Below are 26801 nucleotides of genomic sequence, written 5' to 3'. Positions count from 1 at the left end.
GCCCTACCCGCCTGTTTGGTGCAGTCTGAACCGGCCCGGCTTCACCTAACATTGCTTCATCCGATCGGCACCGCAGACGCACTTGAGAGGCAGGGATAGCCACTGATGGCTGCAGCCTTTGATATCAGCTGGCGGCAGATGTTCCGTCGCTGTTCAGAACGGCGACGCTTCAAACATCGAGTTCTGCCCGCAGGGCTTCAGAGCCGAACACTGCCGAGATCGCACTTGCCCTGCTATGCACGTTGAGGGCGCGAAAAACGGAGATCACGTGAACCTTTACGGTAGATTCCGAGAGACCCAGCTCCCGGGCAATGCTTTTGTTGGATAATCCCCGCGCCAAACCTCGAACTACTTCAGCCTGGCGAGGCGAGAAACGCTTTAGGTTCGTCGGCCGATCCAGCTGCCCCGCCCCGGGCGAGAGCGGTGCATCGGAGATACGATCCGAGCAGCAGGCCTGCGCTTCATCTACCAATCCTGGCGGTTCCTGTGCATCGCCAAGCCCGCAAGACGTCTTTTTGGATGAGTTGCTTCGGCCGGGAGGGGCGACGAAAAGGACTTGAGCATTAGGATACTCGGCCCTGACTACGGCGAGGATGTCGCCCAGTTCGCCCATGGAATCCGGCAGCTTGGATACGACAAGACGCACCAGATCCGGTGAAACAACTGGCATCTGGCCTTCCAGCCTGGGCGTACCCGTTCTGGAACCCACTTGCGAAATCTGCGCTTCGCCAAAAAGCGAAGTAGTTTCAGAAACATAGAACGTGGAGATATCTTCATATGCCATCAGACTAAACTTCCACTGCGAATAAAAAGATTCGCGACAATCTCTATGCCATACATTTACCACACTTTGGCGACCATAGTGTACCTTTTTTGCACGGCACTCGCAGATTCGCTTCGGCGCCGGATAAGTCGTTGAGGAGATTTTGAAATCTTCCGGACTCCGCGTAGTCGTCGAACGACCGGGCAATCAACGTTGGCTCACGGAAAGAACCTATCAAGGCTGCGCCCGTGACCGCCTGTGCCATCCTATCGGCTTTGCAGTACTGCGTATAAGTTGTGGCACGCTATTCCATACACGTTCTGATTGCGGCGGCCGCTCTCGGGTGGAGCACGAGGTTTGATATAATGGACCCGTTGAGAAACTGCCGTGAGGGGGACGACCATCTACTACTATTCTGATTTGGGACGTTTCAATGAAAGAAACCTCGATCTGCATTGCTTATCCAGACGGCAAGACCGTTGCCGGAGGCGTGTCCCCCGCCGATCCTGAGAGAGTGGCGAGCTGGTTCCGGGCAATTTCGCTATCACCAAGTCTGATAGTGCACGAGAGTGGATACCTGTCGATGTTGCTTCAGCGGGTTAGAACGGCTTGGGCTTCCCGGCATCTCATCGATGTTCACCGAGGTGGCCATATCCGTGGCGAGATGCACCTTGTGCCATTGGCGGCGGGTCTTGAGGCTCGTGCTTGCTGGTCTGCCATTCGCACTCGCCGAGGAGCTCGATGCTCGTGCTGTCGACCGGAAAGTGCAGCGGGCCTCTGGAGCCGCGATAGAATATGTTCAATACGGATCTTCTGGCGACGTGACAGGGTGATATCTGACGTGACCCCCGTCGCTCATCCACCTGCGACCGGAATCGCGGGGTGAGATTTGCGCCTTTGCGCGACGTGGGCAATGCCCATCGGCGCGGAGCCATCCATCGAGTGTAGCGTCGATGGCCATTGCGGTTCAGGGAGGCCGGGGTCATGTCGCCGAGCGACGAATGCGGTAGTGCGGTGTTGAAGTCGGCACGCCAGGCAGCAATCACTGCTCGGACATGATCCATCGCGAAGAACAGGTGCTCATTTAGGCATTCGTCTCGCATCTGGCCCTGAAAGCTCTTGGCCATGGCGTTCTGGGTTGGCTTACCGGGTGCGATGTAGCGCCAGTCAAGCCTGAGCTCCTGCCTGAAGGCTCGCATGGCGGTATGCGTGAACTCCGTTCCGTTGTCGCTGACAATTGCGCCTGGCATACCGCGACGTTCGATGATCGCTCGCATTTCGCGCACGACGCGCCTGCCCGAGATCAACGTATCCGGGATGGCGGCCAGGCATTCTTTCGTTACGTCTTCGATCACGTTCAGCACTCGAAATCGTCGGCCGTCGGCGAGCTGGCCGTGGACGAAATCAAAAGTCAGCGGCTGTTCGGACCCGTCGCCAGCGGGATCGGTGTTCGCGCCACCGCGATCCGTCGGCGGGACTTTCGTCGCCGAACCGTAAGCCCTTCCTCGCGATAAAGCCGCTGGATCTTCTTGCGGTTCACGGTATGCCCTTTCTGGCGCAGAAGGACATGCAGGCGGCGGTCTCCGAACCGTCGCCGTTGATCGGCCAGCTCCCGCAGCCGCGCCCGCAGGTCCGCGTCATCGAGCCTGCTGCCGCGATAGCGGATCGAGCTCCGATCCACGGCGATCACGGCGAACGCCCGCCGTTCGCTCACATCGAGGCTCGTCCTCAAATGTGCGAACGCGTTCCGCTTGGCGGTGGCGTCACCACTTTGCTGACAGCAGATCCTTCAGCCCGGCATTGTCGAGCATCGCGTCCGCATAAAGCCGCCTCAGCTTTGCGTTCTCGTCTTCCAGAACCCTCAGGCGGCGCGCGTCAGACACGTCCATGCCGCCATACTTCGCCTTCCAGGCGAAAAACGTCGTCCCCTCTCGGCAGATTGCTTCGCAATCGCCTGCCGGGCAACGGACGACATCCCGTGCCTGCGGCAAAGATTCGCGACGGTCGCCCCGGCGTCGTTCGCTCGCAAGATCCCGATGATCTGCTCTTCGCTGAACCTGCTTCGCTTCATATCCAGTCCCTTCGCTTCGGTCTGGATTCCAGCAGCACATAGAGGAGAAACAAGGGGTCGCGTAATATCCTGAGGGGCGGCGGCAGAACATCCCCAGTGTCACACGTCGCCGGCTTCATTGCTTCCGACGGTTAGCGGCGTTCGGCCGCATCACACCGTCCAGTGCCCCCCGAGCACCGTTCAGGAGGGCGTGCTGCAAGTCCGAGAACGGCTCACAAGCACTCGGCCGGTGTCATCCGGGTGCCCGTCGCGTCGACAGGTCCTCCGAGCCGGCGGCCGTGCGCCGGCACGAACTCGAGACGGATTGCTCAGGCTGCCCGCGCATCCCCTTTCCGAAGCGGAATGTCATTCCGTCGAGCCTCATGCGATGGAGCACGGTGGCCAGATCCCGCGCAACGGCAATCATCGCCCGGTTGCGCCCGCTTCCGGATCAAGATCACCAGCGCGGCCTCGTAGAGCATCGAGCGCACCATCCCGGCTCCGGCTTTGTTGATCCCGCCGGTGATGGCCATCTCGCCAAACTGGTGCTTCTTCGGCGTCAGGCCAAAATGGGCTGCAACCCGCCTCGATGAGCGGAAGCGGCCGAGGCCGTCCACGCGGACGTGAAGGTAAGCGCCGTTTGCGGACCGACGCCCGGCACCGTCATCAGCTGGCGGCAAATTACCTCACCCTTGGCAAGGTTGCGCACCCTCTTGTCTTGCGCCGTCATCTCCGCCCGCAGTGCGTTGCGAGCGCGCAGCATCGCCGCCCTTACCCGCTCGAACGTCGGATTGCCGCTGGCCAGTTCCTGCGCCCATCCGACGAAGCCGCCTTTGCTGATCTTTCCGAACTTCGGCCCGAACCCCTGAACACGCCGGGGGTCCAAAACCGATCCCGCGCCTCGTGCCGGTCGGGATCAATCGAAATTGCCGATAGAGCCGCCCTCTACCTGCCGGGCCTCCATGAGAACCAACTCGATAACCGGCGGCGAACCTCCACCATGACCACTCCGACAGTGAAACGCCGCTGATCCATCGTGGGACGAAGGATGCCGCTGGGATGCGGTACACCCGCAAGGTCCTTCAGGAGCCTTGTCTGAGCGGTCCGGTCTAATCCGTACGGCCGAGTAGTTCTTCCGCCCCCGTCGCATAATGTGACCGCACTTGTGGGTAGCGCTTTGCGCGAGTGGGACAGCGGGACAGATGCCACGGAGATTATTCCGGGGTCCGATATTTTTCTGTCCGCATTATCGGGGGGATAACCGATGACGACTAATTTTCATGTCAACAAGCATGATCTCGAATTCATTCTTCAGCAGATCAAGATTTCCGAAGATCACGCCTCGGGAACGGATCTGATCGAGGCGATCCGTAAGGTCTATGAAATCGATGCCCAGGATGCGGCCCTGCTGCCTGCGGGGCTGCGCACCGTAGATGGCACCTACAACAACCTGCTGCCCGGTCGCCAGGATTCCGGGGCCGCTCAGACCGATTTTCCGCGCCTGCTCGATCCGGTCTATACCGACGACGCCGACGGCGATTCGATCGACTTTGACGGGGCCGGCCCGAGTCCCGCGATCACAAATACCAATTACGGTGTCGTGGACGGCAACGGCAACGTCGGCACCGGCTCCGTCGTTGACGCCGACCCGCGCACCATCTCGAACCTCATCGTAACCCAGGACGTCTCCAACCCTGCCGCAATCCGCGCAGCGCTGAAGGCCGAAGGCATAGAGGGCGTGGATCAGACCACCGCGGTCAACGCGATCACCTCGGCCTACCGAGCGACGCTGAACGCGAACGGCGCCAACATGCATGTGCAGAACGCGCAGTCCGCCCTTACCGCGGCCATGGAGGCTCACCAGCCCTTCGTCGATGTGGTGGTGGCCGAGAACGCGAAGGTCGCGAATTTCACCTCCGGACTTGATGCCGCGATTGCGGTGCGACCGCTGATCCTGGAGGCGCAGCTCACTGCCAACCTGCTGAACCAGGCGTTGCGGGCGATTCCGCATACGGTGCCTGTCGAACCGGCGCCGTTTACTGACCCCCAGCCGACCGCCGCCATACCGGGCAGCCCGACGCCCCAGGAGCAGCAGGCGATCGATGATTGGCAGGCAGCGAACCTGGCCTACGAGAATGCCCTCACTGCTTACCAACAACATCCATACTTTGATGCTGTCGCGGCGGCGCAGGAGGCCTATGTCACCGCTCTCAACGCCGCGCAGGCCGCCGACGATGCCGCCGGCGCGGTCCAGACCGCGCTCGGTGGCTACAACACCACGCAGGCGACCGCGCTCGCGACCATGACCGAAAACCTGGTGGCGGCGCTGAACCCCTTGGATGACGACGGATTGACCCGGTCCGATCTGACCGCGGCAGTGGAAGCCCGGCGCGCCTTCGTGGGCGATGGCAACTACCTGACAACGGACGCGGTGATCGCCGCCGATGCCAGCATCGCGGCATCGACGGTCGGCCAGTCGGTCGCCAAAGCGGCCCAGGCCGCCGCAATCGACGCTGCGGAGCCGACCCGCGAGGAGGTCCAAGCGGCCCAAGTCGCCTACGACAGAGCGGTTTTGTTTGCCGGGACCTCCGGCACTCCGGCGCAGGCCGCTGCTTTCCTTGCTGAAACATTGGCCGATTACGGTCTCGAGGTTGGCGAGGATGGTGGCCTCATCATCGAGAACGTGTCTCCCGATATCGGTCTGTCGCCGTCGTTCAACACCGCGATGACGATCTTCGGGCAGTTCTTCGACCACGGGCTCGACCTCGTCAACAAGGGCGGCAACGGCACCGTTTACATTCCGCTCGAGGCGGATGACCCATTGATCGCAGGCGCCGACAAGATTTTCGGCACCAGCGACGATCTGCCCTCGCATCTCCGGTTCATGGTGGTCACCCGCGCGACCCCGACTTTCGACGCCAACGGTACCGCGCAGCACACGAACCTGACCACGCCCTGGATCGACCAGAACCAGACTTATGGCTCGCACTCCTCGCAGCAGGTGTTCATGCGCGAATACGTGCGCCAGGATATCGGCGACGGCGAGCGAACGTACTCCACGGGCCATCTTCTCGACGGCAAGGCGGCTTCCGGATCCAAGGACGGCGCCCTCGCCAACTGGGGCGAGGTGAAGGCACAAGCGCTGGAAATGCTCGGCATCCGCCTTCAGGACACCGACGTGCACCGCATACCTCTGCTGCTCACCGACCAGTACGGCAACCTGGTTCTGGGACCGAACGGCTACGCTCAGATGGTCATGGCGCCCGACGGCTCGCATGACGAGAACTGGCTGAAGGAAGGCACCGCAGCCGGCATCACGACTGAAGGCAGCCTGGCCAGCGGCACCGCCTTCCTGGTGGACATCGCCCATTCCGCCGTGCCCACGGATCTGCTCGACGCGAACGGGCAGGTTCGCACTGTCGATCATGACCGCAATCCCGGCACCCCCGAAATTCCTGTGACGGCGATCGCGGCCGACGGCGACAATATCAGCGGGAATCCAGTGCCGGTCGACAATCGCGGCCAGATCACGCTGTACGATGACGAACTGCTCAACGCGCACTTCATCTCGGGCGACGGCCGCGGCAACGAGAATATCGGACTGACCGCGATCCACACCATATTTCATTCAGAGCACAACCGCGTCATCGAGGCTAACAAGGAGACCATCCTGGCCAGCGGCGATCGCGCCTTCATCAACGAATGGTTGTTGGTGGATCTCGGGGCGAACGACCCGATCCCCGGTATCAACGACGTCGTCTGGGACGGCGCGCGGCTGTTCCAGGCGGGCCGGTTCTCGACCGAAATGCAGTATCAGCACATGGTGTTCGAGGAGTTCGCCCGGAGCATCCAGCCCATGGTGGATCCCTTCGTTTTCACCCACACCGCCGACATCGACGGATCGATCATCGCCGAGTTCGCGCACACCGTGTACCGGTTCGGCCATTCGATGTTGAACGGCTCGGTCGACCGGCTCGACAACGATCTCAACGTCGCCGGCGGCGGGGATCAGCTATCGCTGATCGAGGCCTTCCTCAATCCGGCGGAGTACCTCGAGGGCGGGAGCGACATCGCCTCCATCCAGGGCGCGCTGTTGCGCGGCATGTCGCGTGATGTCGGCAACGAAATCGACGAGTTCGTCGTACCGGCGCTTCAATCGAACCTTCTGGGCCTGCCGCTCGACCTCGCCGCGATCAACATCGCGCGTGGCCGCGAGACAGGGGTGCCCTCGCTGAACGAAACCCGCGCCCAGCTCTACAACGACTTCAACCTTGCGGATCTGAAGCCCTACGAGAGCTGGAACGATTTCGTCCAGAACATCAAGAACCCGCTTTCCGTCATCAACTTCATCGCGGCCTACGGCACCCACGACTCGGTCACCGGCGCCGATACGCTGGACGCGAAGCGCAACGCGGCGACCTTGCTGGTACTCGGTAACGTCGACATCGACGGCGACGGTGTCGCCGAAACCGGGCCAACCGACCGGCTCGCCTTCCTGCGCGCCCAAGGCGCGTATGCCGAAGAGAAGGGCGGTCTCGACAATGTCGACCTCTGGATCGGCGGCCTGGCGGAGAGACTGAACGAATTCGGCGGCATGCTCGGCTCGACCTTCAACTTCATCTTCGAATACCAGATGGAGCGCCTGCAGAACGGCGACCGGTTCTACTACCTGTCCCGGACGCAGGGTCTGAACATGCTCGACCAACTCGAGCAGAACACCTTCACCGACATCGTGATGCGCAACACCGATCTCAGCGACCAGTACGCAACGCACCTGAGCGGGCACCTCTTCGGGACGCCCGACCTGATCCTGGAACTCGACCGGGGCATCGCGCAGGAGGATTATAACGCCGACGACACGTCCAGCACCCGCACCGGATCCGACCCCGTCTGGGACGACCCGATGCTCGAGTTGATCAACCCCAAGGTGGTGCGCGACTATTCCCAAAGCACCACGGTGGACGGCAACCATGATTTCGGCGGTTACCTCAAGTTCCGTGGCGGCGAGCACGTGGTTCTCGGCGGAACCGAGGGCAACGACACGCTGATCGGCGATCTCGGCATGGACGTTCTCTGGGGCGACGACGGCGACGACTACCTCAACGGCGGACAGGAATCCGACGAGGTCTTCGGCGGCGATGGCGACGACATCATCGAAGACCCGTTTGGCCTCGGCGCCGACTTCCTGCGCGGGCAGAACGGCAACGACGTCATCTCGTCCGCTCGCGGCTTCACCCTGTCTTTCGGTGGCGACGGCAGCGACGTGATCCTGTTCGGACAGGACGGGTCCGAAGGCTTCGGCGGCGAAGGCAACGACTTCATGCTGGGCAGCTCCGGACCCGACTTGCTGAACGGTAACGAAGGCAATGACTGGATCGAAGGCGGCGAAGGTTTCGATGTCATCTCGGGCGACAACTCCGAGCTGTTCTTCAACTCCACCGTCATCGGCCACGATGTCCTCTGGGGTCAGGGCAACGACCAGGATTACGACATGGAATCGGGCGACGACATTGCCCTGTCGGGGATCGGCGTCCAGCGGATGGAGGGCATGTTCGGTTTCGACTGGAGCTCGGCCAAGTACGACGTGGCCGGGGTCAACCACGACATGGAGATCCCGTTCTTCACCACCGATCAGCAGGAGATCCTGCGCGACCGCTTCGATCAGATCGAGGCGCTGTCAGGGTGGACATTTGACGACACGCTCTCCGGCGACGACCGCGGCCAGCTTCTCGGCGGCGGAGGGCCAGGCGCGGAAGCTGAGGCCCGGTTCGCCGACCACATCCTTACCAAGGAAGGGATCGACCGGATCGAGGGTCTGGAGGAATGGCTCGACGGTGCCCTTGTGACGCTGTTCGGCTCGGTCCCGGGCGCGGATATCAGCAGCTTCCGGGACGGCAACATCCTGATGGGCGGCAACGGAAACGACACCATCATGGGCCGCGGCGGCTTCGATCTGATCGATGGCGATGCATGGCTCAACGTGCGGATCCGCATCGTGGTCGACGGAGTCGAGTACACTGCGGAATCGCTCAGTTCGGATCCGACCCAGGCGGGGCCCCGTGCCGGCAAGGTCTACAACTTCGAGACCGGTGAGGTGGCCTTCGAGGGCCGCGCCCTCACCTCGCTGCTGCTCGACCGGACCATCCGGCCTGGCGAGATGAGCATCGTGCGCGAGATCAGGTACGACCAGACTCCGCAGGACAACATCGACACAGCGGTGTTCCGCGGCACCTTCGCGGAATACAACATCGAGGGTGCCGGCGTCTTCGTCGACTTCAACGAGGACGGTGACTTCGACGACGCAGGCGAGGATCTCGCCCAGACGGCCTTCGACGTGAACGGCGACGGCTTCATTTCCGTCACCGACCGCGACAACGGCGTGGACGGGGCGATCGTCGGCGGCGTGCAGCTCGACAGCCGCAGAGCGCTCACGGACAACACGGATCTGCTGAAGAACATCGAGATGCTGCAGTTCTCGGATCAGACCGTGGACATCCGGGTCGCCAGCAACAGCAACAACCAGCAAGCCACGGGCACCGTGACCATCGCCGATCCAACGCCGTTCGATGGCCAGGTCACACCGTTCGTGGGCCAGGTGCTGAGCGCCACGCTCGACTCCTTCGCCGATGCCGACGGTGTGCCGCTCGACTCCAACGGCCAGCCGGTGGGACTCCAGATTGAATGGCAGACCCAGTTCGGCGGCCAGGTCGGATGGACCACCGTCGCCGTCAACCAGACCCAGTACACGGTGCGGGACGCGGACGTGGAAGGTGGCCTGCGCGCAGTCGCGACCTTCAAAGACGAAAACGGGATTACCGAGCGGCTGTATTCAACCGCCACGGCGACGCCCACGGCACCGTTCGAGGTCGACGAGAATGCGGTTCCAGGCACCGTCATCGCCACTCAGATCCCGCCGAGTCACGAGTCGGAAGGTCAGTACCACCAGATCCGCGCCGGCTTCGATGCCGGCGGCAGGTTCGACGTGGTCCAGAGCGGTATCGATACCTTCGGCAACCCGCTGTTCCAGCTGGTGGTCGCGGGCGGGCCGCTCGATTACGAGGTGCAGGACGCGGCACAGGTGATCGACAACCAGTACCAGATCGTGATCGACACCTATGACCTCGATCCCTCGCTAGGCGGCGTGGTCGAAGAGAGCCGCGCGTTCACCATTCTGCTCAACGATGTCGTCAACGAGGTGGTAGCTTCCGACATTGCCTTCGCCGCAGAAGTCAACACGGGCAACGTCTTGCCCGGAGTCGGCGAACTGATGGGTCGGATGAGTTCTGGCGCCGCGGGCACTTTCGCGCTCGCAGCCGGAAGCAGCACGGCATTCGCTCTCGCTGCCAACGGGGAACTCACTGTCAGCGGTGCGCTGCGGCAGGCGTCCACCCACCTGCTCCAGGTCGAGCTGACCACCCCCTCCGGCACCTCCACCGAGGCGGTCAACATCCGCATCGGCCGATATTCCGTGGGCGAGGACATCACCGGCACATCGCTCGACGATGCCCTTTACGGACTTGGCGGGAACGACATCCTGATCGGCGGGGCGGGTGACGACGTCCTCTTCGGCGGCAACGACAACGACCGGCTCGTAGGCGAGACGGGCAACGATCTGCTGGCCGGCGGCCGCGGCTTCGACATGGTGCTGGGCGGTGCGGGCGATGACACGATCGTCTGGAACTTCGGCGACGGCGAAGACATCGTCGACGGCGGTGCCGGAAACGACACGATGCGGGTGATCGCCAACGGCGGCAATCACTTGTTGTTCGTGAACTTCGACGGATCCGGGATCGCCGTCGCCGGCGCGGGCGAGACCGCCAATGTCGAGCGCTTCGAACTCGATCTTGGCGGCGGTGTCGACACGCTCTCCTACCGCGACTCGAGCACCGGGGTGGAGGTGGATCTGACCGCCGGCACCGGATCAGGCTTCGCTGCCATTTCGGGAGTGGAGAACGTCGATGGCAGCGACTTCGCCGATATCCTGACCGGTGATGCCGGGGCCAACGTCCTGCGCGGCGGTCGGGGGGACGACATCTTCATCGCCTTGCCCGACGATGCCAGGGACAGCTTCAGCGGCGGCGGCGGCATCGACACCGTCGACTACTCTGCCTATACGACCGGCCTCAACATCGACCTGTCGGTCGTTGACGCGGTCGTCGTTGGATCCGGCACCACCGCGGCGACGTCTGACACGTTGTCCGGCATCTGGAACGCCATCGGCAGCGCGGGCAACGACACGATCATCGGCCGGGGCAACGCCAACGATTTGCAGGGCGGCGATGGTGACGATGTCATCATCGGTGGACGCGGAGCCGATGTGCTGACCGGTGGAGCTGGCAACGACACCTTCGTCTTCACCGATGTCCGCGACTCACGCGGCGCGGTGTCGGATGTGATCCTCGACTTCGAGGGAGCAGGTGTAGCCGGAGGTGACGTGCTCGATGTGTCGGGTCTGGTCGGCAACGCCTTCGAATACCTGGGCGCGGCGACCGCCTTCGGCATTGGCGCCGCCAACCAGATCCGGTTCGAATTCGACGGCGAGTACACCGTGGTGCTGTTCGATATCGACGACGACCGCGGTCCAGAGGCGCAGATACTCCTGCTAGGGGAACACACGCTCACGGCATCAGACTTCGCGTAGAGCTCGGGCGCTCGTCCGCCCCCTCCCCGTCCCGGGTGGGCGAGCTTACCAACCCGTTCCCCTAGTCCCGATATACGCAGAAGGGAGAAGAGCCGCAGAGATTTCCTCTGCGGCTCTTCTTTTGCGTCCATTTACCCCTCCCGAGAGCGGCGATTGTAGAGCGCGAGTGCGCATCGCAGTTCGGGCGCTCCGAGCAGCAAACCATCATACGAAACACAGCCACGTCGCCCCACCGCTTGCATCGGTTGTAGAGCGTCTTCGGCGGGCTGTAATCGCTAGGGATACCGCACCAGCTTGGACTGAGCTCCGCCCGTTCATGCCGTGAAACGTCCACTGGACGTTTAACCGGCCCTTTTGGCCCGGACCGTCACTTACCCGTTGCCGTTGATGAAGATTATGGCCCTCTGCACCCGTCTGTCACCGTCGCGCGGTAGTGGCCATGGCTCTTCGGGAAATCCGGACGGAGGCGCGCCATCTGAGCCTCTCTCAGCCAGAACAGGTTGCCCACGCATGCAGTCTGCTAGAGGAGCCTGAATCACGACAGGCGTCGGCAATCAATGGGCACTCGGCCTGGATTGTCCGAACGCATTCAAGTCGTCTTGTGATTGGCTTGGATGTCGCTCAGGTGCGCGATCCGCCAAAGCGGGCGCGCACCCGGACATATTCAGTTGGTTGCGGCAGCACCGGCTCCGGCGTGATGCGTATGGCCGTGGCCATCCGGGGTGACCCGCGCATCGCGGTCCTCACCCGAGGCCGGCGAGCCATGATCATGCTCGTGCTCGTGTTCATGATCATGCGCCTGGTCCTCTGAATGGCCATGATGTCCGGCATGATCATGCGCCGCCGATTCCACGTCCGACAGCGGCGAGCCCAAGCGAGACGTTTGCGACTCGAGATAATGGAGCAGATCGGCGATGTCTTCGGTCCCCAGCCCCAGATCGGGCATGCGCACATCTGGAAACGACGTGTCGAGCTCCACCGCGACCGGATCACCGCGATCCAGCATCAGGCTCGGGTCGGCCAGGTACGTCTCGAGCCACCCGCGCTCGCGCCTCAAGGTGACGCCGGCGAGATCGGGGCCGACCCGCACCCCCCGGCCTATCGTATGACACGCTGCGCAGCCGGTTATGAACAGGCTTTCGCCCTTCTCATCGGTCACGGTCATCGGCGCGTGGTCAAGTAATGCCTGCTGGGGGGGTGGCGTCCAGGCCGGATCGAGTTCGAGGACGTCCGTCGTCGCCACGACGAGGCTGCCCATCAGCGAGGTGCGCCGCCATTCGCCGGTGGCAGCGTTGCCGATCACCATGTCGCTGCGATGATCGGACAAGCTCTCGCTGCGCTCGCCCAGCTTGAAGCGCACCTGGTCGATGTTCTCTCGCGTACCGGTCAGGAAGGTCCATCCCGACGGTGCGCCGAACGCTGCGGCATATGCCTTCAGCCGGCTCGGCGTATCGGTTTCCGGATCCAGACTGATCGAGTAGACGAAGATGTCGCGCCCGACTCTGTCGCCAAGCCAGTCCACCACCTGCGCCAGGCGCGCCGTCGACAAGCCGCAGATGTCCGGGCAGTCGGTATAGACGAAATTGACGACCACGATGCGGCCATCGATCAGGTCGTCGTAAAAATTCACCGTCTCGCCATCCTGGGTGAGAAGGGGCACGTTCGGAAAATAGCTTTCGTCCCAAGGCCTTGCCATCCCGATGGCAGGGCCGAGGATCAGCGCGAGGCTCGCGGCGCTGGCCGCGAGCGCAGACCGGATGCTTCCCGCGCTCATACCGGGCGGCCGGGGAACGGGTTGAAGGTCGGATCGAAGGGGTTCCCCTCGGGCAGGATCTCGGGCGTGACGTAGGTAACGCCTTCCGGCGACGGCTTCGGCGTCGGGATCACATTCACATGCACCTGGGAATTCTCGGGGTTGGCTGGATCCGTCAATACGTCGAAGCGGAACAGCATCCCGAAGTCCTCGTGGACCGTGTTGTGGCAATGGCTGACATAGGCGCCGCCAAACTCGCCGAAGCGTACCTGCACGTTCACCGTGGTGCCCCCATCCGGGCCCAGCCGCCAGACATCCTTGCGCGGGTTCGCGCGCTCGATGGCGGTCATCGGGCCGCCTGCGCGGTCGATCGTGACCCCCTCCTCCAGATGCAGGTGGACGGGGTGCGACCAGCTTCCGCTGGTATTGACCAGCGTCCAGTGCTCGACTTCTCCCGGCCGTGGGACCAGCAGCGAGGAGCGGTTGGCATTGAGGAAGTGCTGCGACACGCCGTTGATCCGGACTGTCCAGGGGAAGACTTCCTTCTCGCCACAATCGGGGAAGCATTCGCCCGTCTGGCCAACTCCCACGTCCGCTTCGCCCTTCCACTCGATCACACGGGTGCGGATCGGCTGCACGATCGGGATCGGCTGGGTAAGCTGGCCGGGTACCCGGCTGCGGTCCGGATCGCCGCGGCGGTGGATCTTGCCGGGATTGTCGACGCTCTCCACAGCGTCGACGATCCGGAACTCCATCACGCCGCCAACGGCCGGGTCGTCTGGGACGCCGCGCAGCGCGTCGGCGATGGAGACGCTGCCCTTGGGCTTCATCCCGTTGGCGTGTTCCAAGGTGTTGATCATCGTGATCCGGGACCCGCGCTGGAATACCGAGAAATCGACAACGATGTCGAACCGCTCCCCCGGCCCCATCGGGTCGAGCCGGGTGACCGTCACCGGGTTGACGAGCAGATTGCCGTCGGTGGCGATCACCTGGAACGGCATCGGATTGCCTTGCGGGTTAAGCAGGCCCAACTCGACGAAACGCGACATTCCCGCCGAAAGGACCCGGAAGCGGTACTTGCGCGGCAGCACTTCGAAGTACGGCTTGTAGGCGAAGTTCACCAGCATCATGTCGCCGCAGAAGCCGCGGGTGTCGAAGATGTCGAAGAAATACTGCCCGTCCTGGTCGGTCGCCCCGTCCGAGATGATCAGGTTCACGTCGAAGTCGATGTTGCCCCAGTCGAGCTCGGTGCCCGACGGCAGTCGCAGGTTGATGCCGTCACTGAGGCCCTCGTGCCCGCGGTCGGGTCCGCTGTAATAGTTCAGCATCCCCACATGGCCCTTGTACACGTTCTCGGCGGTGTAGAAGAACCGATGATCGTGGAACCACAGCGTGCCCTGCAACTCGCGGAAATCGCCGGGAACGCGTTCGAGTCCGGTGCCGCGTTTCGCCGGCCCCGAGGCTCGCCGGTCTGTCGCGGCCTGGTTGATCAGGTCGGCGCGAGCAAGCGTCGTCGTCCAGTGATAATCGTAGAACTGGCCGGGATAGAAATGGGTGTTCGCCGCGCCGTCGCTGCCCGAGGCGTTGTGGGCGTTGTGGTTATGTGTGGACTGGCTGTTGGAGCCGAACCCGCCATTCTTCGTCGGGTTGGGGTGCAGGCGGTTGTAGAGCCTGAACAGCGCGGGTTCACCATAGCGCAGCTTGATGAGCGGCGGCGGCAAGGTGCAGCGGCCGCGCATGTTGGGCGACAGCGACCAGACCTGGTCGATGCCCTGATCCGGCATTGCGGGGTGGAACTTCACCCCCGTCCCGCAGCGGCCAAGCGTCATCACGTAGCCGACCTCGGGCAGGTACTCCTCCCATCGCTGATGGGCGAAATACTCGCCGGGTGGACGCCCTTCCATCGGCCCGACATTATGATACGGGTTGCGGAACGCTGTGCCGCCGGATTCCGTGAAGTCGGTGTGATAGGAAAGCCGGTGCCCCGGCGGCTGCTTCATCCCGTCGGGGAAATGCACGTCCGTTTCGGCGCCGCGCGCAACCGCCTTGAGGTGGCGCGGCTTCTGCAGATCGAGCCTTGGCATCGGCTGGGAAAAGGGCAGCGCCCCGAACAGCGGACTGCGCGGCGTGCCGGTCGGAACATCCTGTGCGAAGGCGCTGGACGCGAACGGGCTCAACCCGTTCACATGCGCCAGCATCCCCAGGGACGTGAACGTCCCCCATCGGAACAGGTCGCGCCGAGTGATCTCGCCGCTGGACAGGCTCCTGACGATTTCAGCCCGATTTCTCCGCGCGTGCTCCGCCTCACGTACTCGCGTGCGTGATGCATCTCTTGGAAGGTACATGTCCCTGGCCCCCAGTTATGCAGGCGTCCGCAGCACATGCCGCGACGTCTTTCCCCAACTGGAACAATCTTACAGTAGAGACCGCAGCAGACTATCGGCCAGTCGGACTAGACAGTTTGGGACTGCGACACGTTCCGGGTCATGAATTGGAAAGATCGCGGTCCTCGCCGGTGCCGCCGGGGCTGCCGTCGCGCCCGAATGACATGATCTGCACCTCGCCGTCCTCGTTGCGATAGACATAGGGCGTGCCCCATGGATCGGTGAGAGCTGCGGCGTTCTGCAGGTAGGGTCCGTTCCACCGCTCGGAAAGTTGGGCATTCGGCTCGGACAGGACGGCAAGGCCTTCTTCTGTGGTCGGATACCTGAAGTTGTCGATCAGGAACAACTCCAGCGCGCTTTCGATGTTCTGGATCTGGGTCGCGGCCGCGTCGCTTCTGGCAGACCCCAGGTAGCGGAGCACCTGCGGGGCCACGATTCCCCCTAGAAGCACAATGATCGAGAGTACCACCAGAAGTTCCACAAGCGTGAATCCCGCATCTGCGGCCTCCTCGGACGGTCGCGGATTAGTCCGGCGGCTGCGCCGATCATGCTCGTACTTCATGGATCACATACCCGACAATTCGAGAGTCGGTCCTCCCGACACCTCCAATCCCCATGTTAACATCAATCCCAGTCCGAGAAACGGGCCAAATGGAATTCGCGTGTGCTTGTTCGGGCCCTGCCCCGACAAGGCTGCCACAGCGACACCCAGAAGCGCCGTGAGACAAGCAATTGCGAGCAGCAGAGGCAGGTTCCAGGGGCTGATCCAGATCGCAGCCACACCAATCATCTTCACGTCGCCCATCCCCAGCCCCACCATACCTCGAAGATGCCGGAAGGTCGCCGCGACAGCCCAGAGCAGCCCCGCGGCCACAAGTCCTGCGACCACGGAAGCGAAAGGAACGCGTCCCTCGGCGACGATTCTGGTAGCCATTCCGGCGACGCCCAAAAGCAGGTTCAAGAGGTCGGGGATTCGCCGGTGCCTGATATCGGCCACCGTGATCGCGACGAGGATTGCCAGAAGCACTAGTCCGGAAAGGCCTGAGGCGACGATCATCTCCGGGCGGTTTCAGCGCAAGCGTTGAAGATCTCGGCCGATACGCTGGCCGGCGGTTTCGCCGCCGAGGTCGAGACGCCGGCGGAACTCGTCGTTCACCGAACGCGCCTCGCGGGCGTCGCGCAAAACGTGCGGACGCACGAAAATCAGCAGTTCGGTTCGATCGAGGCGATCTCTACGGTCACGGAAGAGGCCGCCCACGACGGGAACCTTGCTCAGGATCGGCACGCCATCCGAATTGCGCTGCGTCCCCTCTTGGATCAGGCCGCCAAGTACCAGCGCCTCACCGTCGGTGAGAGAGACCCTGGTACGTAGACGTCTTTGCTGGATCGTCGGGGAATCGATTCCCGATGTGGTCGTCTCGACCACACGGCTCGCCTCCTGCTCGATGTCGAGCAGCACACCGCCGACCGCATTCACGCGAGGTATGACGTTGAGGATGATGCCGGTGTCCCGCAACTCCACCGAACTCACCACCGGCGCGTCTGCATCATCCACGCTTTCCGCAGTGCGAGTTATGATCGGCACCTGGTCACCGATCTGCAGCACGGCCTCCTGGTTGTTGAGGGCCATCAATGTCGGCGACGAAATCACCCGCACATCGGTCACGCTCGACAACGCGTTGAGCGTAATCTGGAAGTCGCTGGAGCTGCTGTTCCAGGAGAAGCCGGGGAAATTGGGGCCGACGGCGCCGGAGGCGACATCCGAGAGGCGCAAACTCGCCGAGCCGTTCTGAAGGAACCACCGCACGCCGAAGCGCAGCTCGTCATTGAGTGTGACCTCCACGATTATCGCCTCAAGCATGACTTGGGTGGCAATCGTGTCGAGGCGCCGCAGAACCGGCTCGAGACGGCGGTATTCATCTGCGGTGGAACTGATCAAGAGGGCGTTGTTTTCGCTGTCGGCGACCACGCTCGAGTTCTCGTTGGCGGTGAAAGTGGGCTCCGCACCGAACTCCGCAAGGGTCGGCTCTATCTCACCGTCCGTGATCACCTGCACTTCACCGAGGTCCGGCGCAACCTGGCTTCCGCCTCCGTTCAGAACAGACTGCAGCACCTCGGCGAGTTCTTCGGCAGCGCGGTTCTGCACGGAGTAGACGAAGAGGCGCTTCTGTCCTGCCCCGCCGATGGTGTCGAGCTTGCGGACCCATGTGGCCGCACGCGAAAGGTAGCTAGGCTGAGAGGTGACCACGAGGATCGACCGGAGCTGCTCGTTGGGGATGAAGCGGATCACGTCCGAGCCGGCGTCATTACCGCGAAAGATCTCCTCGAGCTGCGACGCTACCGCCTGGGGTGACGCGTCGTTGAGCGGGAAAAGGGCTACCGACTTGCCGCTCATCCAATCCACGTCGAACACCGAGATCGAGTCGAGCATTGCTGAAAGGTCCGAGCTGGTCCCGGCGAGAAGAAGGTAATTTCGCACCGGATCGAAGCGCAGTATGGAACCGGGCGGGCTGATCGGGGTGAGGATGTCGCGCATCTCCTCGGCCGCGATGTAGGAAAGCGGCACCGCGAGGACCCGTATACCGGGTGCATTCGGAGATGCGGAGGGAACGCTGACGGGCGGCGTGCCCGAGATCGCCGCGCTCGACTGAACGATCCTGTATACACCTGCATTCTGCACGATGGCATAGCCGTTCGCTGCCAGCGCGGCTTCGAAGATGTCGACCAGGGCCTCTTGGCTCACGGGCGAACTGGTCTGCAGCGTTATCGTCCCCGCCAGATTCGGATCGACCACGTAGTTGAGGTTCAACGTGTCGCCGAGAACGTATTGCGCCGCGGCCGGTATTGGTGCGTCCACGAGGTTCAGTTGGTAGCCTTCGTCTCCGGCCAGCGTGGGCTCGACCTTGATTGGCGGCACGCCGGGATCGAGGAACTCACCGGTGCCCTGCTGGATCACTGGATTGCGCGTGCCAGGAAGAAACCCTCCCCAGCCGGCACTGCCAGTGTCACTGCCACTGCTCCGCAAGTCGAGGCGACTCAGAAGAGAATCGAAGCGGCTATCCCTCGGCTTGTCGGCTGCACAACCATGCAGAATGACGGCGGCAAGACCCGCAAGAGCCACGTTCCGCGCTACCGAGACACTCATTCCGCTCTCACTATAATCGGCCCGGAACCGACCCGGCACACGGCGCACGGCCAGCGGGTCACTCCGTGCGATGGCATTGTACGCATGCACCATCCTCGACTCAAAGTTCAGCCTGCCTTGCAGGTTGCCCTACCTCAACCTTGCTGCGGAACGCTTTGTCTTATTTTTCAAGTATCTCTGCCGCATCTTTCTGCATCAGAGTAACAGAAGCGGGCATTCTGTCACTCCAAATGGACCAGCACGCAGATGACTGGACTGCAGTGAGGCCAAATTGCACAGGAAGGTCGTTCCAGACGAAGCCGTGAAGCTTTTCCGGTCCGGGTCCCGAACCAGAAGCGTTCACGGGCCTCCCTCCAATGTCCGAAATTCTGACATGAATTCATATGACGGCGGATTAGCAGACGAGCGTCATGGCAGCGCCTGCCTTTGCGCCCGGTCAGCTGCAGGACCCAGCCTGCTATGGAATTTGCGGCTGGCGCTTGCAGCCGATGTTAGTCGGAGATCACCAATCCGTGCCCTAATTGGCAAAACTAGGTGATAGCCGCGCTGAAAAATCGGCTATACTGGCGCCAGGGGTTGTTTCCGGGGGGGCGGAACCTGGCATGGGTATAAGTTTGATCCCGTATGTCACGGACTTGATCCGGTGGTGGTCGTGGGAAGCGGGGGCGCTCGTTTTCCGGGAGCGGCCAATTTGCGCGGCAAAGTCGCAGACCCTACTTCGCCTGTCTCGATCCGGCGTGACCGTCGAAACGGGCGACGGACCACCAATCCACGTTGCTCCCTCCGAAACCGGAAAGGCCCTGCGTTCCGGTCGACGCCGCATGGTGTATCTTGTCGTAGAACCCGACCGCTACCTTTTGCGCAGGCTCTCGCCGCTGCGCCTCCCCGCGAGTCGGCGAGACGCCATGGCGCGGCTCGACTTCGCGACAGCGACCCCCTTCCGGATGGACGAGTGCATCCTGGTCAAGCCGTCCTATCGCGTCGACGATCCTGAAAGCATCTACGCCATCCTGCGGCGCGACCATGTCGCTCCCCTCGTGGAAAGCCTCGCCTCGGCGCGCATTGCTTTGTGCGGCCTTGCACTGGCGACGCCGCGCGGGCTCGTCCGCGCCGACGGGCCAAGCCTTGCAGCGCTCGGAAACAGGCCCCGCCGGGAGCGCCTTCTGCGTGGTGGCGCTCGCATGGCGGCGGTTCTGGCCTTGATCGGCCTTCTTGGCCTCGGCGCCACGTGGGCATGGCGTCAAGAACAAGCCTTGGCGGCGCTCGACCGCGAGATCGCGCGCGCCGAGATCGAAGCGGCGCAGGTGCGTGCCGACATGCATGCCCGTGCCGAGGAGATCGTCCGCATCGCGGCAGTGCGCGGCGCCAAATCCGGAGCCCTGCCCTTGGTACGGGTGCTGGAAGAACTTGCGCTGACCCTGCCGGACGGGACTTGGCTGAACCGTGTCGACGTTGACGAGAGCACGGTCCTGCTCACGGGCACCTCGACAACCGCCGCCGGCCTGATCCCCCTGCTCGAAGCCTCGCCCGTGTTCGGCGAGGCGACCTTTACTCAACCTGTACTTCGCACATCGGGAGAGGCAGGCGAACGCTTCACGATTGCGCTCCAGGCGGAGAGTGCCGATGGATAGCCGCACCACCCTGCTGAATGCCCCGCGCCTCGGCCGGAAAATTGCAGCTGTCGTTGCGCCCCTGCTGGTCTTCGGTCTCGCGTTCGGCGGGATGAACGTCGTTGGCGCTGCGTTCGAGGCCAAGGCAGAGCGGATCGCATCCGAGCGGCAGAAGCTGGGGAACCTGAACCTGCTCATCGCCGCGGCCCCCGGTCCGGCCATTGCATCCGATCCGACCCAAGGTGGCCCCGAGTTCCTTACCGGCGCCAGCACCTCTCTGATCCAGGCCGCCTTTCAGAGTCGTGTCGGAGAGATTGCCGAGGCGAGCGGCGTCAATCTCCTCTCGGTCGGCAGTTCTCCCGTCGTCGAGCGCGATGGGACCCGGTTCGCCAGGCTCGATGTCAGCATGACGGGAACCAACAGCGAGATCGTCGAAACCATCTTCGCCATCGAGAGCGCCGTGCCCTACCTGACCATTCGCACGGCGCGGATCGACACAAGCAGCCCCTCGGCAGATGCGGACGGCAGTGCCGACCCCGTGCAGCTCCTGATGCAGCTTCAGATCGAGGGGGCGCTTCGCCCCGGTGACGAGGGGGCGCTGTGATGTTGGCCCTTCGCCTCGTTCTGGCTCTCACCCTTGCCACGGTCGTTGCCGCCGAGATCTGGGCCGTGGGCACCAGGCCGCTCGAGGTGACGCCGATAGCCCCTCCGCGGGCCGTTGCCGCCGCCGATGCCGGTCCCGATACCGCTGCTTCGGCGGGGCGACCGATTGATCTGCCGATTCTCGATCGCAACCACGTCCTGGCCCGGCCGCTCTTTACCGAGACGCGGCGAGCCTGGCAGCCGCCGCCGGAGCCCGCACCCGTCGTGCTCCCCCTCATCGCAAACGCGGCGCCGATTCAGGAGCCGGCGCCCCCTGCCCCGCGTCTCGTTGGGATCGGGGTCGCGAGCGGCCGGGAAAGAGCGCTTCTCGGCGATCCGGGCGGCTACGAGACGGTCTGGGTAAGCGAAGGCGAGACCGCTTGGGCCTGGGTGGTGCGCGAGATCGATGGGAACTCGGTGACGGTAGAGAACGCCGAGAACGTCGTCCCGCTCAACCTCTATCCGGACAGCGCGGGCGGATGAGATGCCCGGCCCCTCACCTCCGCCAGGAGCTTGCCGAGGAGGACGGCTTCGCCCTGCTGGCTGTGGTAGGGTTCCTGTTGGTGGTCACCACTCTGGTTAGCGGCTTCACGCTTGCCGCAAGATCCAGCCTCGACCTAGCGTCGGATCGCTTCGCCGAAGAGAGGCTAGACCTACTCGCTGACGGGCTGGTGACCGTCACGGGCCGCACTCTCGCGCGGGTGGGGCAAGGCGAGACCGTGCCGGCCTTCGCGCTTGACGCTTCTCCCGCTGCGTGCCGCGCGGGCGACCTCTCGATCCTTGTCAGGGTGCAGGATCAACACGGCCTCGTCGATCTCAATGCCGCCGAAGCCGAACTTCTGGACGTGGCGCTGCGTTCCCTTGGCCTCTCGGCCGCAGTGGCCCGCAAGCATGCCGACGCGATACTGGCCTACCGCACAGCAGAGACCGACAGCGTGGCTGCGTCAGCCTTGTCGTCGCTGCTGCTGCTCGATGACTTCAGCGGCGCACCCTTCGCCGCCGTCGAAGAGCTATACGCCTTCGCGGCGCTGAAGGATCTTTCTCCGCTGCGCCTGACCCAAACCTTCACCGTGCAGTCCCGACAGGCTCAGATCGCGGGGCCACACATGCCTGCGGGACTGGCGACGGTGCTGCCACGACAGCCGACGCCGCTCCGTCCGTTCATCACGGCCGACGCACCGGCCGCGACTACCTTCCGTATCGAGGTCTCGGTACGTGGCGGTGAGGGCACGCTTGGCTTCTCGGAACGCGTCCTCGCCGTGGAGGACGGACGCTTGCGAAGCCTTGAACGCAGGATCGCACCTGCCAGACAGATGGAGCGTGCGCCCGCCGCGATTGCGACATCCTGCGAAACGCTCTTCGGGGCCGGGGCAACAGCGCATCTGCGAGGTCTGTCGGCATGAGCACCCTGGAGCAACACCTGGCGCCGACTCGCGACTTCGACGGCTTCCTGTCCTTCCTCCAGGTGCACGGACTGTTGACGCCCGAGGCGGCGAAGCGGGCGCGCAACGCCCGCGCCTCGACGGATCATGCCGCAGACGTCGTGCTGATCGAACTCGGCCTGACGCGGGAGGTCGACCTGGCGAGGCACATGGCCGAGTACCTATCCCTCTCCACCACGGCTGTCGCCGCAGATGCCATCGACCGCGCGCTCCTCGACAGCGTGGGTCTGGCCTACCTTGAGGCCAACCAGGTTCTGCCAATCGAACTCGCCGGCGCAGCGGTCGTCGTGGCCGTGGCCGATCCCTTCTCGGCAAACGCGGCGGAAGCTGTCGGATATTGCCTGGACCGCCCGGTCGAACTCCGCGTCTGCACCCGCAGTCATATCCTCGAGACGCTGCGGACCTTGCGCGGCGATGCAGGCGCGGCACCGGAGCTTACGGACCGACCTGCGACCGCCGTGGTCGAAAACGAGGATTTCGACGATGTAGAGCGCTTGCGCGACGTTGCCCGAGAGGCACCGGTGATCCGGTTCGTCAACTATATCATCCAGAGCGCGGTGGACCGTGGCGCGACCGATCTCCATATCGAGCCGCGCTCGGATCATGTCTGCATCAGGATGCGGTGCGACGGCATGCTGGACCTCGTCGAAACCACGTCGCGGTCAATGTTGGCGGGTATCGCCACGCGCATCAAGATCCTCTCTCAGCTCAACATCGCCGAGCGCCGACTGCCGCAGGACGGGCGGATGCGGGTCGCCGTGCGCGGCCAGGAAATCGACCTGCGCGTCTCGGTCCTGCCGAGCGTGCATGGCGAGTCTTTCGTCCTGCGCATTCTCGACCGTTCCGGCGTGACGCTCAGCCTCGAAGCGCTCGGCTATGCGCCCGACGCGATCGGACACTTGCGCGCCCTCGCCCAGACACCAAACGGGATCATTCTGGTGACTGGCCCGACGGGCAGCGGCAAGACCACGACGCTTTACTCCATTCTGCGTGAGAGGCAGTCCGAGCAGGTCAAGATCTTCACCGTCGAGGATCCGGTCGAATATCGCCTCGACGGAATCACCCAGCTCCAGGTCGACCCCTCCATCGACCTCACCTTCGCCCGCGCGCTGCGCTCTGTTCTGCGCCATGACCCCGACGTTATCCTCGTCGGCGAGATCCGCGACCGCGAGACGGCCCAGATCGCCATACAGGCGGCACTCACCGGACACCTGGTGTTTTCCACCCTGCACACGAACAGCGCCTCCGGCGCACTCGCCCGGCTGACCGACATGGGGGTCGACAGCTACCTGATCGGCGCCACGATCAGGGCCGTGATCGCGCAGCGCCTGCTGCGCAAGACCTGCCTCTCGTGTCGCGGAGCGGGCTGCGACCTCTGCCATGACACAGGCTACTCGGGGCGGACCGTCACCTACGAGATCCTCGACGTCACCCGCGAGACTGCCGGGGCGATCAACGCCGGGGCCGCTGAGAGTGAGGTGCTTGATCGCAGCGTCGCACAGGGCTTCGTGCGAATGGTCGATCACGCTGCTGGACTCACCGCAGCAGGCATCACGACGCCAGCAGAAGTCAGGCGTGTGCTCGACCAGGTTCGGGAGAGCCTCGATGCGCGCGACTAGCCGCATCCGGTTCAAGGCCTACAGGCCGGACGGCGAAATCGAGACCGGCACCCTGGAAGCCGTCGATGAGGCAGATGCGGTGCGCCAGCTGCGACAGTCCGGTCGCATTCCCTTCGAACTGGGTAGCGGGGGCACAGGTGGGCGCCGCACCATTCCGGCTCCTGCGAAAGATGGCGTGGCAGCACGCGGCTTCACCCTGGAAACGCGACTCGACCTGGGCCGGTTCTTCACCGAACTCTCGGTGATGCTCGAGGCTGGCTTCACGATCGACGTGGCGATCAAGGCCGTCGCTGACGCCGAGACGAGCCGCCCGCAGAAACGCCGCGCGGCCGAGATCCATGGCAGGCTCACCGAAGGCCTTTCAGTCTCCCAGGCCTTTGCCGCCGCGCCGGAGATTACCGACGACGTCGCCGCCCTGCTCGCCAGCGGCGAGTCCAGTGGTCGCCTCGATGTGGTGGTGCGAACCCTGGCAGACACCTTCATGCGTCGCGCGGCCCGACGACGCGAGGTGACGGAGGCGCTGATGTACCCGGCCTTCCTCATGGTCGTGATGATCTTCGCCTTCCTTCTGCTGTCGCTCTACCTGGCACCGGCACTGAAGCCGGTCTTTGAGAATGCCGGGGTTCCAGCACCGGCAGTTGTCCGCGTGCTCCTCGCCTTCGGGGCCTTTGTCGGCGGCCCCGGACCGTTGCTTTTCGCTGCAGCCGGGGCGGCAATGCTGCCGATGCTGTTGTGGTTCATGACGCCTGCCGGCCGGGATGCGGCGACCGAGGCCCTGCTGCGCGTTCCCGGCCTCTCCACGGGAATCCGCAGCAGCGTCAATGCACGTTATCTGACGACCATGTCGCTGCTCTTGGACAACGGCGTCCCGATGCTCGAGGCAATGCGCCTGGCGGCGGCAACGGCGGCGACGGCGTCGCAGCATGGCACTCTGCTGGCGGCGCGGACGCGCGTTTCCGAGGGCGCTCCGTTCTGGCAGGCCATAGGCGCGACCGGGCAGTTTCCTGATCCCATCGTTGCCCTTCTCAGACTGGGAGAGAAATCGAACATTCTGGCGGCAATGCTGGGGCGGTCGGGCCTGATGATCGACGGCCTGCTGCAACGGCGGGTGGCCCGGCTTCTGACCTTCCTGACCCCGGTGATCACCCTTCTGATGGGTGGCCTGGTGGGAGGTTTGGTGGTTTCGGTAATGACCGCACTGCTCAGCATCAACGAGATCGCGATTCAATGAAGACGAGTCCGCCCAGGAACGACGGGAGCGGAGAGGCGGGATTCACGCTCGTCGAGATGCTCGTCACGCTGACTATCCTCGCCGTGATTGCTGGTCTCGCCGCAGGCGCTCTGGGGCGTCGTGACCCCACCCCCGCGCCCCGATTGGTCGCAGAGCAATTGCAGGCAATCATCCTCGAGGCCAGGTCCGACGCGTTGCGGACTGGCCGGGACACGTCGGTGGCGATCGACCTGCAGGCGCGCACGTTTGCCTATCCGCCGGGCGCCACTCCGCTGCGTCTACCGCCGGGAATGAGCTTCAAGGGAAGCCTTGCGCGGCCCGCCACCGGTGGCAGCACGGCAGCCCTGGTGTTCCGCGCCGACGGCAGCTCGTCCGGAGCCGAGCTGGAACTTTCCTCCGAAGGGTCTTCAGCTCGGCTCGAGGTCAGCTGGCTCACCGGCTTGCCACGCGTGATCTCGGCGCGGGCGCCATGACGGTCGGTAAAGTGGAGGGAGAAGACGGCTTCGTTCTCCTGGAGACCCTCGTCGCCTTTGTGGTTCTGTCCGTAGCTCTGGCTGCTGCTATCGCCGCCGTCTCCCAGGCAACGCTCGCGATGCGCAGGGCTGGAGAGGCCACCGCCGCCACACATGTCGCCCGCGAGGTTGCGGCGGTACACGGCGGAGCGGTGGCCGCGGAGGGGGAATTCTCCGGCCAAGCACCAGGTGGCGCAACGTGGCAGCTCAGCGCGCGTGAACTGCCTGACGACAACCCTGTCCCGCTTTTCGCCGTAACCATCGAAGTGTGGCCGCCACGGGCGACGCAATCCTACGTGTTTCGCAGCTTTGTTGTCGGCGAGGCGACGCCATGACGCCATCAGACGATACGTCGGAGAGTGGCGTGGTTCTGATCGAGCTCCTTGTGGCACTATCGATCGTGGCGATCATGTCCGCGGTTATGGCAGGCTTCCTTGGCCAGCTGCGCACGGTGGGACGTGTCGGTGACGAGGTAGCTATCCGCGCTGAACTGTCGGCAGCGGCCGACCATCTGGCGCGGACAATCTCGGCAGCGCGTGCGATGCCTCTCTCCGCCCCGGAAGCCCGTGCCGGAACCGACACCAACTCGCGCGGGCAGCCCGCCCTCGTAGGCGAGGGCGCTGGTCTGCGCTTCGTCGCCGTGACACCTCGCGGCTTCAGCACGAATGGCCTGAGCGAGGTCACCATTGCCTCACGGCGAGCCGGCGGTGAGCTGTCATTGATCGAGATCTTGCGTCCTGCTCGCCCCGGCGGTGCCAGCATCGTCGCAGAGGTGGTGGTGATCGAAGGACTCGACGGCGCGGAATTCTCTTATGTCGATGCCGACGGTGCTGTGCGCGCCGCTTGGTCCGAAGAAAAGCTGCCTGTCGGAGTGCGTATCACCCTTACGCGTGATCACTCGAACCGCCCGGTCAGCGTCCGGGACTTCGCCTCGCTGAATTGAGGCCTGTCGCTGCTTTTCCTGGCATTTCTCCACGCAGGAGCCAGCGGACGTTCATCCCGCGTCGGT

The 26801-nt window shown here is 63.8% G+C and carries 18 protein-coding genes and 2 pseudogenes; 10 read left to right on the top strand and 10 right to left on the bottom strand.

Going from position 1 to position 26801, the window contains the following annotated elements:
* Positions 1-169: 169 nt before the first annotated feature.
* From PAM7066_RS13395 to PAM7066_RS18995, 4 genes and pseudogenes are all read right to left on the bottom strand, one after another.
* On the bottom strand, positions 170-784 hold the full coding sequence (locus PAM7066_RS13395) for a helix-turn-helix domain-containing protein (RefSeq protein ID WP_085854739.1): 615 nt from the start codon (positions 782-784) through the stop codon (positions 170-172).
* Positions 785-1740: 956 nt separating this feature from the next.
* A pseudogene (locus PAM7066_RS13390) lies at positions 1741-2834 on the bottom strand (IS3 family transposase); the annotation flags it as partial.
* 308 nt (positions 2835-3142) lie between these two features.
* Positions 3143-3430 carry a transposase gene (locus PAM7066_RS19650; protein WP_175484649.1) on the bottom strand — a complete coding sequence of 96 codons (288 nt, stop codon included), beginning with the start codon at positions 3428-3430 and terminating at the stop codon, positions 3143-3145.
* Complete coding sequence (locus tag PAM7066_RS18995) at positions 3373-3699, bottom strand: hypothetical protein (RefSeq protein WP_175484646.1); 327 nt, start codon at positions 3697-3699, stop codon at positions 3373-3375. Before PAM7066_RS18995 ends, PAM7066_RS19650 begins: the two co-directional genes overlap by 58 nt.
* A gap of 378 nt (positions 3700-4077) precedes the next feature.
* Between PAM7066_RS18995 and PAM7066_RS13380 the strand changes: the two genes are divergently transcribed.
* On the top strand, positions 4078-11454 hold the full coding sequence (locus tag PAM7066_RS13380; protein ID WP_085854735.1) for a peroxidase family protein: 7377 nt from the start codon (positions 4078-4080) through the stop codon (positions 11452-11454).
* A gap of 199 nt (positions 11455-11653) precedes the next feature.
* On the opposite strand, the pseudogene PAM7066_RS19350 reads toward PAM7066_RS13380, so the two are convergent.
* The 6 genes and pseudogenes from PAM7066_RS19350 to gspD all read right to left on the bottom strand — a co-directional run.
* Positions 11654-11962: pseudogene (locus tag PAM7066_RS19350) on the bottom strand (hypothetical protein); the annotation flags it as partial.
* Between the two features lie 156 nt (positions 11963-12118).
* Positions 12119-13228, bottom strand: coding sequence for an SCO family protein (locus tag PAM7066_RS13375; RefSeq protein WP_085854734.1), 1110 nt, complete (start codon positions 13226-13228; stop codon positions 12119-12121).
* Complete coding sequence (locus PAM7066_RS13370) at positions 13225-15384, bottom strand: multicopper oxidase family protein (RefSeq protein WP_217808387.1); 2160 nt, start codon at positions 15382-15384, stop codon at positions 13225-13227. The genes PAM7066_RS13375 and PAM7066_RS13370 overlap by 4 nt, the downstream gene beginning before the upstream one ends.
* Positions 15385-15691: 307 nt before the next feature.
* On the bottom strand, positions 15692-16153 hold the full coding sequence (gene gspG, locus PAM7066_RS13365; RefSeq protein WP_085854732.1) for a type II secretion system major pseudopilin GspG: 462 nt from the start codon (positions 16151-16153) through the stop codon (positions 15692-15694).
* Positions 16154-16156: 3 nt separating this feature from the next.
* Positions 16157-16648 (bottom strand): prepilin peptidase, encoded by a 492-nt coding sequence (locus tag PAM7066_RS13360; RefSeq protein ID WP_085854731.1) that lies wholly within the window; start codon positions 16646-16648, stop codon positions 16157-16159.
* A 12-nt stretch (positions 16649-16660) separates the two neighbouring features.
* Positions 16661-18712: a type II secretion system secretin GspD gene (gene gspD, locus PAM7066_RS13355; RefSeq protein WP_217639966.1), complete on the bottom strand. Its 2052-nt coding sequence runs from the start codon at positions 18710-18712 to the stop codon at positions 16661-16663.
* A gap of 929 nt (positions 18713-19641) precedes the next feature.
* Between gspD and PAM7066_RS13350 the strand changes: the two genes are divergently transcribed.
* From PAM7066_RS13350 to PAM7066_RS13310, 9 genes are read left to right on the top strand one after another with little or no spacing between them, the layout of a single operon-like run.
* Positions 19642-20367: a PilN domain-containing protein gene (locus PAM7066_RS13350; RefSeq protein ID WP_175484648.1), complete on the top strand. Its 726-nt coding sequence runs from the start codon at positions 19642-19644 to the stop codon at positions 20365-20367.
* On the top strand, positions 20360-20950 hold the full coding sequence (gene gspM, locus PAM7066_RS13345) for a type II secretion system protein GspM (protein ID WP_085854726.1): 591 nt from the start codon (positions 20360-20362) through the stop codon (positions 20948-20950). The genes PAM7066_RS13350 and gspM overlap by 8 nt, the downstream gene beginning before the upstream one ends.
* On the top strand, positions 20950-21471 hold the full coding sequence (locus PAM7066_RS13340) for a hypothetical protein (RefSeq protein ID WP_085854725.1): 522 nt from the start codon (positions 20950-20952) through the stop codon (positions 21469-21471). The genes gspM and PAM7066_RS13340 overlap by 1 nt, the downstream gene beginning before the upstream one ends.
* Complete coding sequence (locus PAM7066_RS13335; RefSeq protein ID WP_085854724.1) at positions 21468-22391, top strand: hypothetical protein; 924 nt, start codon at positions 21468-21470, stop codon at positions 22389-22391. The genes PAM7066_RS13340 and PAM7066_RS13335 overlap by 4 nt, the downstream gene beginning before the upstream one ends.
* Complete coding sequence (locus PAM7066_RS13330) at positions 22388-24049, top strand: GspE/PulE family protein (protein WP_085854723.1); 1662 nt, start codon at positions 22388-22390, stop codon at positions 24047-24049. Before PAM7066_RS13335 ends, PAM7066_RS13330 begins: the two co-directional genes overlap by 4 nt.
* A complete protein-coding gene (locus PAM7066_RS13325; protein ID WP_085854721.1) occupies positions 24036-25280 on the top strand; it encodes a type II secretion system F family protein in 1245 nt (414 codons plus the stop codon). The genes PAM7066_RS13330 and PAM7066_RS13325 overlap by 14 nt, the downstream gene beginning before the upstream one ends.
* Entirely contained in the window at positions 25277-25753 is a 477-nt protein-coding gene (locus PAM7066_RS13320) for a GspH/FimT family pseudopilin (protein WP_085854720.1), read from the top strand. The genes PAM7066_RS13325 and PAM7066_RS13320 overlap by 4 nt, the downstream gene beginning before the upstream one ends.
* Positions 25750-26127: a hypothetical protein gene (locus PAM7066_RS13315; protein WP_085854719.1), complete on the top strand. Its 378-nt coding sequence runs from the start codon at positions 25750-25752 to the stop codon at positions 26125-26127. Before PAM7066_RS13320 ends, PAM7066_RS13315 begins: the two co-directional genes overlap by 4 nt.
* Before the next feature lie 29 nt (positions 26128-26156).
* Entirely contained in the window at positions 26157-26735 is a 579-nt protein-coding gene (locus PAM7066_RS13310; protein WP_085854718.1) for a hypothetical protein, read from the top strand.
* Positions 26736-26801: the final 66 nt, after the last annotated feature.

The sequence above is a fragment of the Palleronia marisminoris genome, assembly GCF_900172315.1.
Taxonomy (GTDB): Bacteria; Pseudomonadota; Alphaproteobacteria; order Rhodobacterales; family Rhodobacteraceae; genus Palleronia; species Palleronia marisminoris.
This window is presented reverse-complemented; position numbering and strand designations above follow the sequence as displayed.

Excerpts from the sequence above, each read along its gene's own strand:
- PAM7066_RS13325 (WP_085854721.1), top strand. The coding sequence starts at position 24,036 with ATGCGCGCGACTAGCCGCATCCGGTTCAAGGCCTACAGGCCGGACGGC.
- PAM7066_RS13380 (WP_085854735.1), top strand. The coding sequence starts at position 4,078 with ATGACGACTAATTTTCATGTCAACAAGCATGATCTCGAATTCATTCTT.
- PAM7066_RS13350 (WP_175484648.1), top strand. The coding sequence starts at position 19,642 with ATGGCGCGGCTCGACTTCGCGACAGCGACCCCCTTCCGGATGGACGAG.
- PAM7066_RS13330 (WP_085854723.1), top strand. The coding sequence starts at position 22,388 with ATGAGCACCCTGGAGCAACACCTGGCGCCGACTCGCGACTTCGACGGC.
- PAM7066_RS13375 (WP_085854734.1), bottom strand. The coding sequence starts at position 13,228 with ATGAGCGCGGGAAGCATCCGGTCTGCGCTCGCGGCCAGCGCCGCGAGC.
- PAM7066_RS13395 (WP_085854739.1), bottom strand. The coding sequence starts at position 784 with ATGGCATATGAAGATATCTCCACGTTCTATGTTTCTGAAACTACTTCG.
- gspM (WP_085854726.1), top strand. The coding sequence starts at position 20,360 with ATGGATAGCCGCACCACCCTGCTGAATGCCCCGCGCCTCGGCCGGAAA.
- gspG (WP_085854732.1), bottom strand. The coding sequence starts at position 16,153 with ATGAAGTACGAGCATGATCGGCGCAGCCGCCGGACTAATCCGCGACCG.
- PAM7066_RS13315 (WP_085854719.1), top strand. The coding sequence starts at position 25,750 with ATGACGGTCGGTAAAGTGGAGGGAGAAGACGGCTTCGTTCTCCTGGAG.
- PAM7066_RS13340 (WP_085854725.1), top strand. The coding sequence starts at position 20,950 with ATGTTGGCCCTTCGCCTCGTTCTGGCTCTCACCCTTGCCACGGTCGTT.
- PAM7066_RS13320 (WP_085854720.1), top strand. The coding sequence starts at position 25,277 with ATGAAGACGAGTCCGCCCAGGAACGACGGGAGCGGAGAGGCGGGATTC.
- PAM7066_RS13335 (WP_085854724.1), top strand. The coding sequence starts at position 21,468 with ATGAGATGCCCGGCCCCTCACCTCCGCCAGGAGCTTGCCGAGGAGGAC.
- PAM7066_RS13360 (WP_085854731.1), bottom strand. The coding sequence starts at position 16,648 with ATGATCGTCGCCTCAGGCCTTTCCGGACTAGTGCTTCTGGCAATCCTC.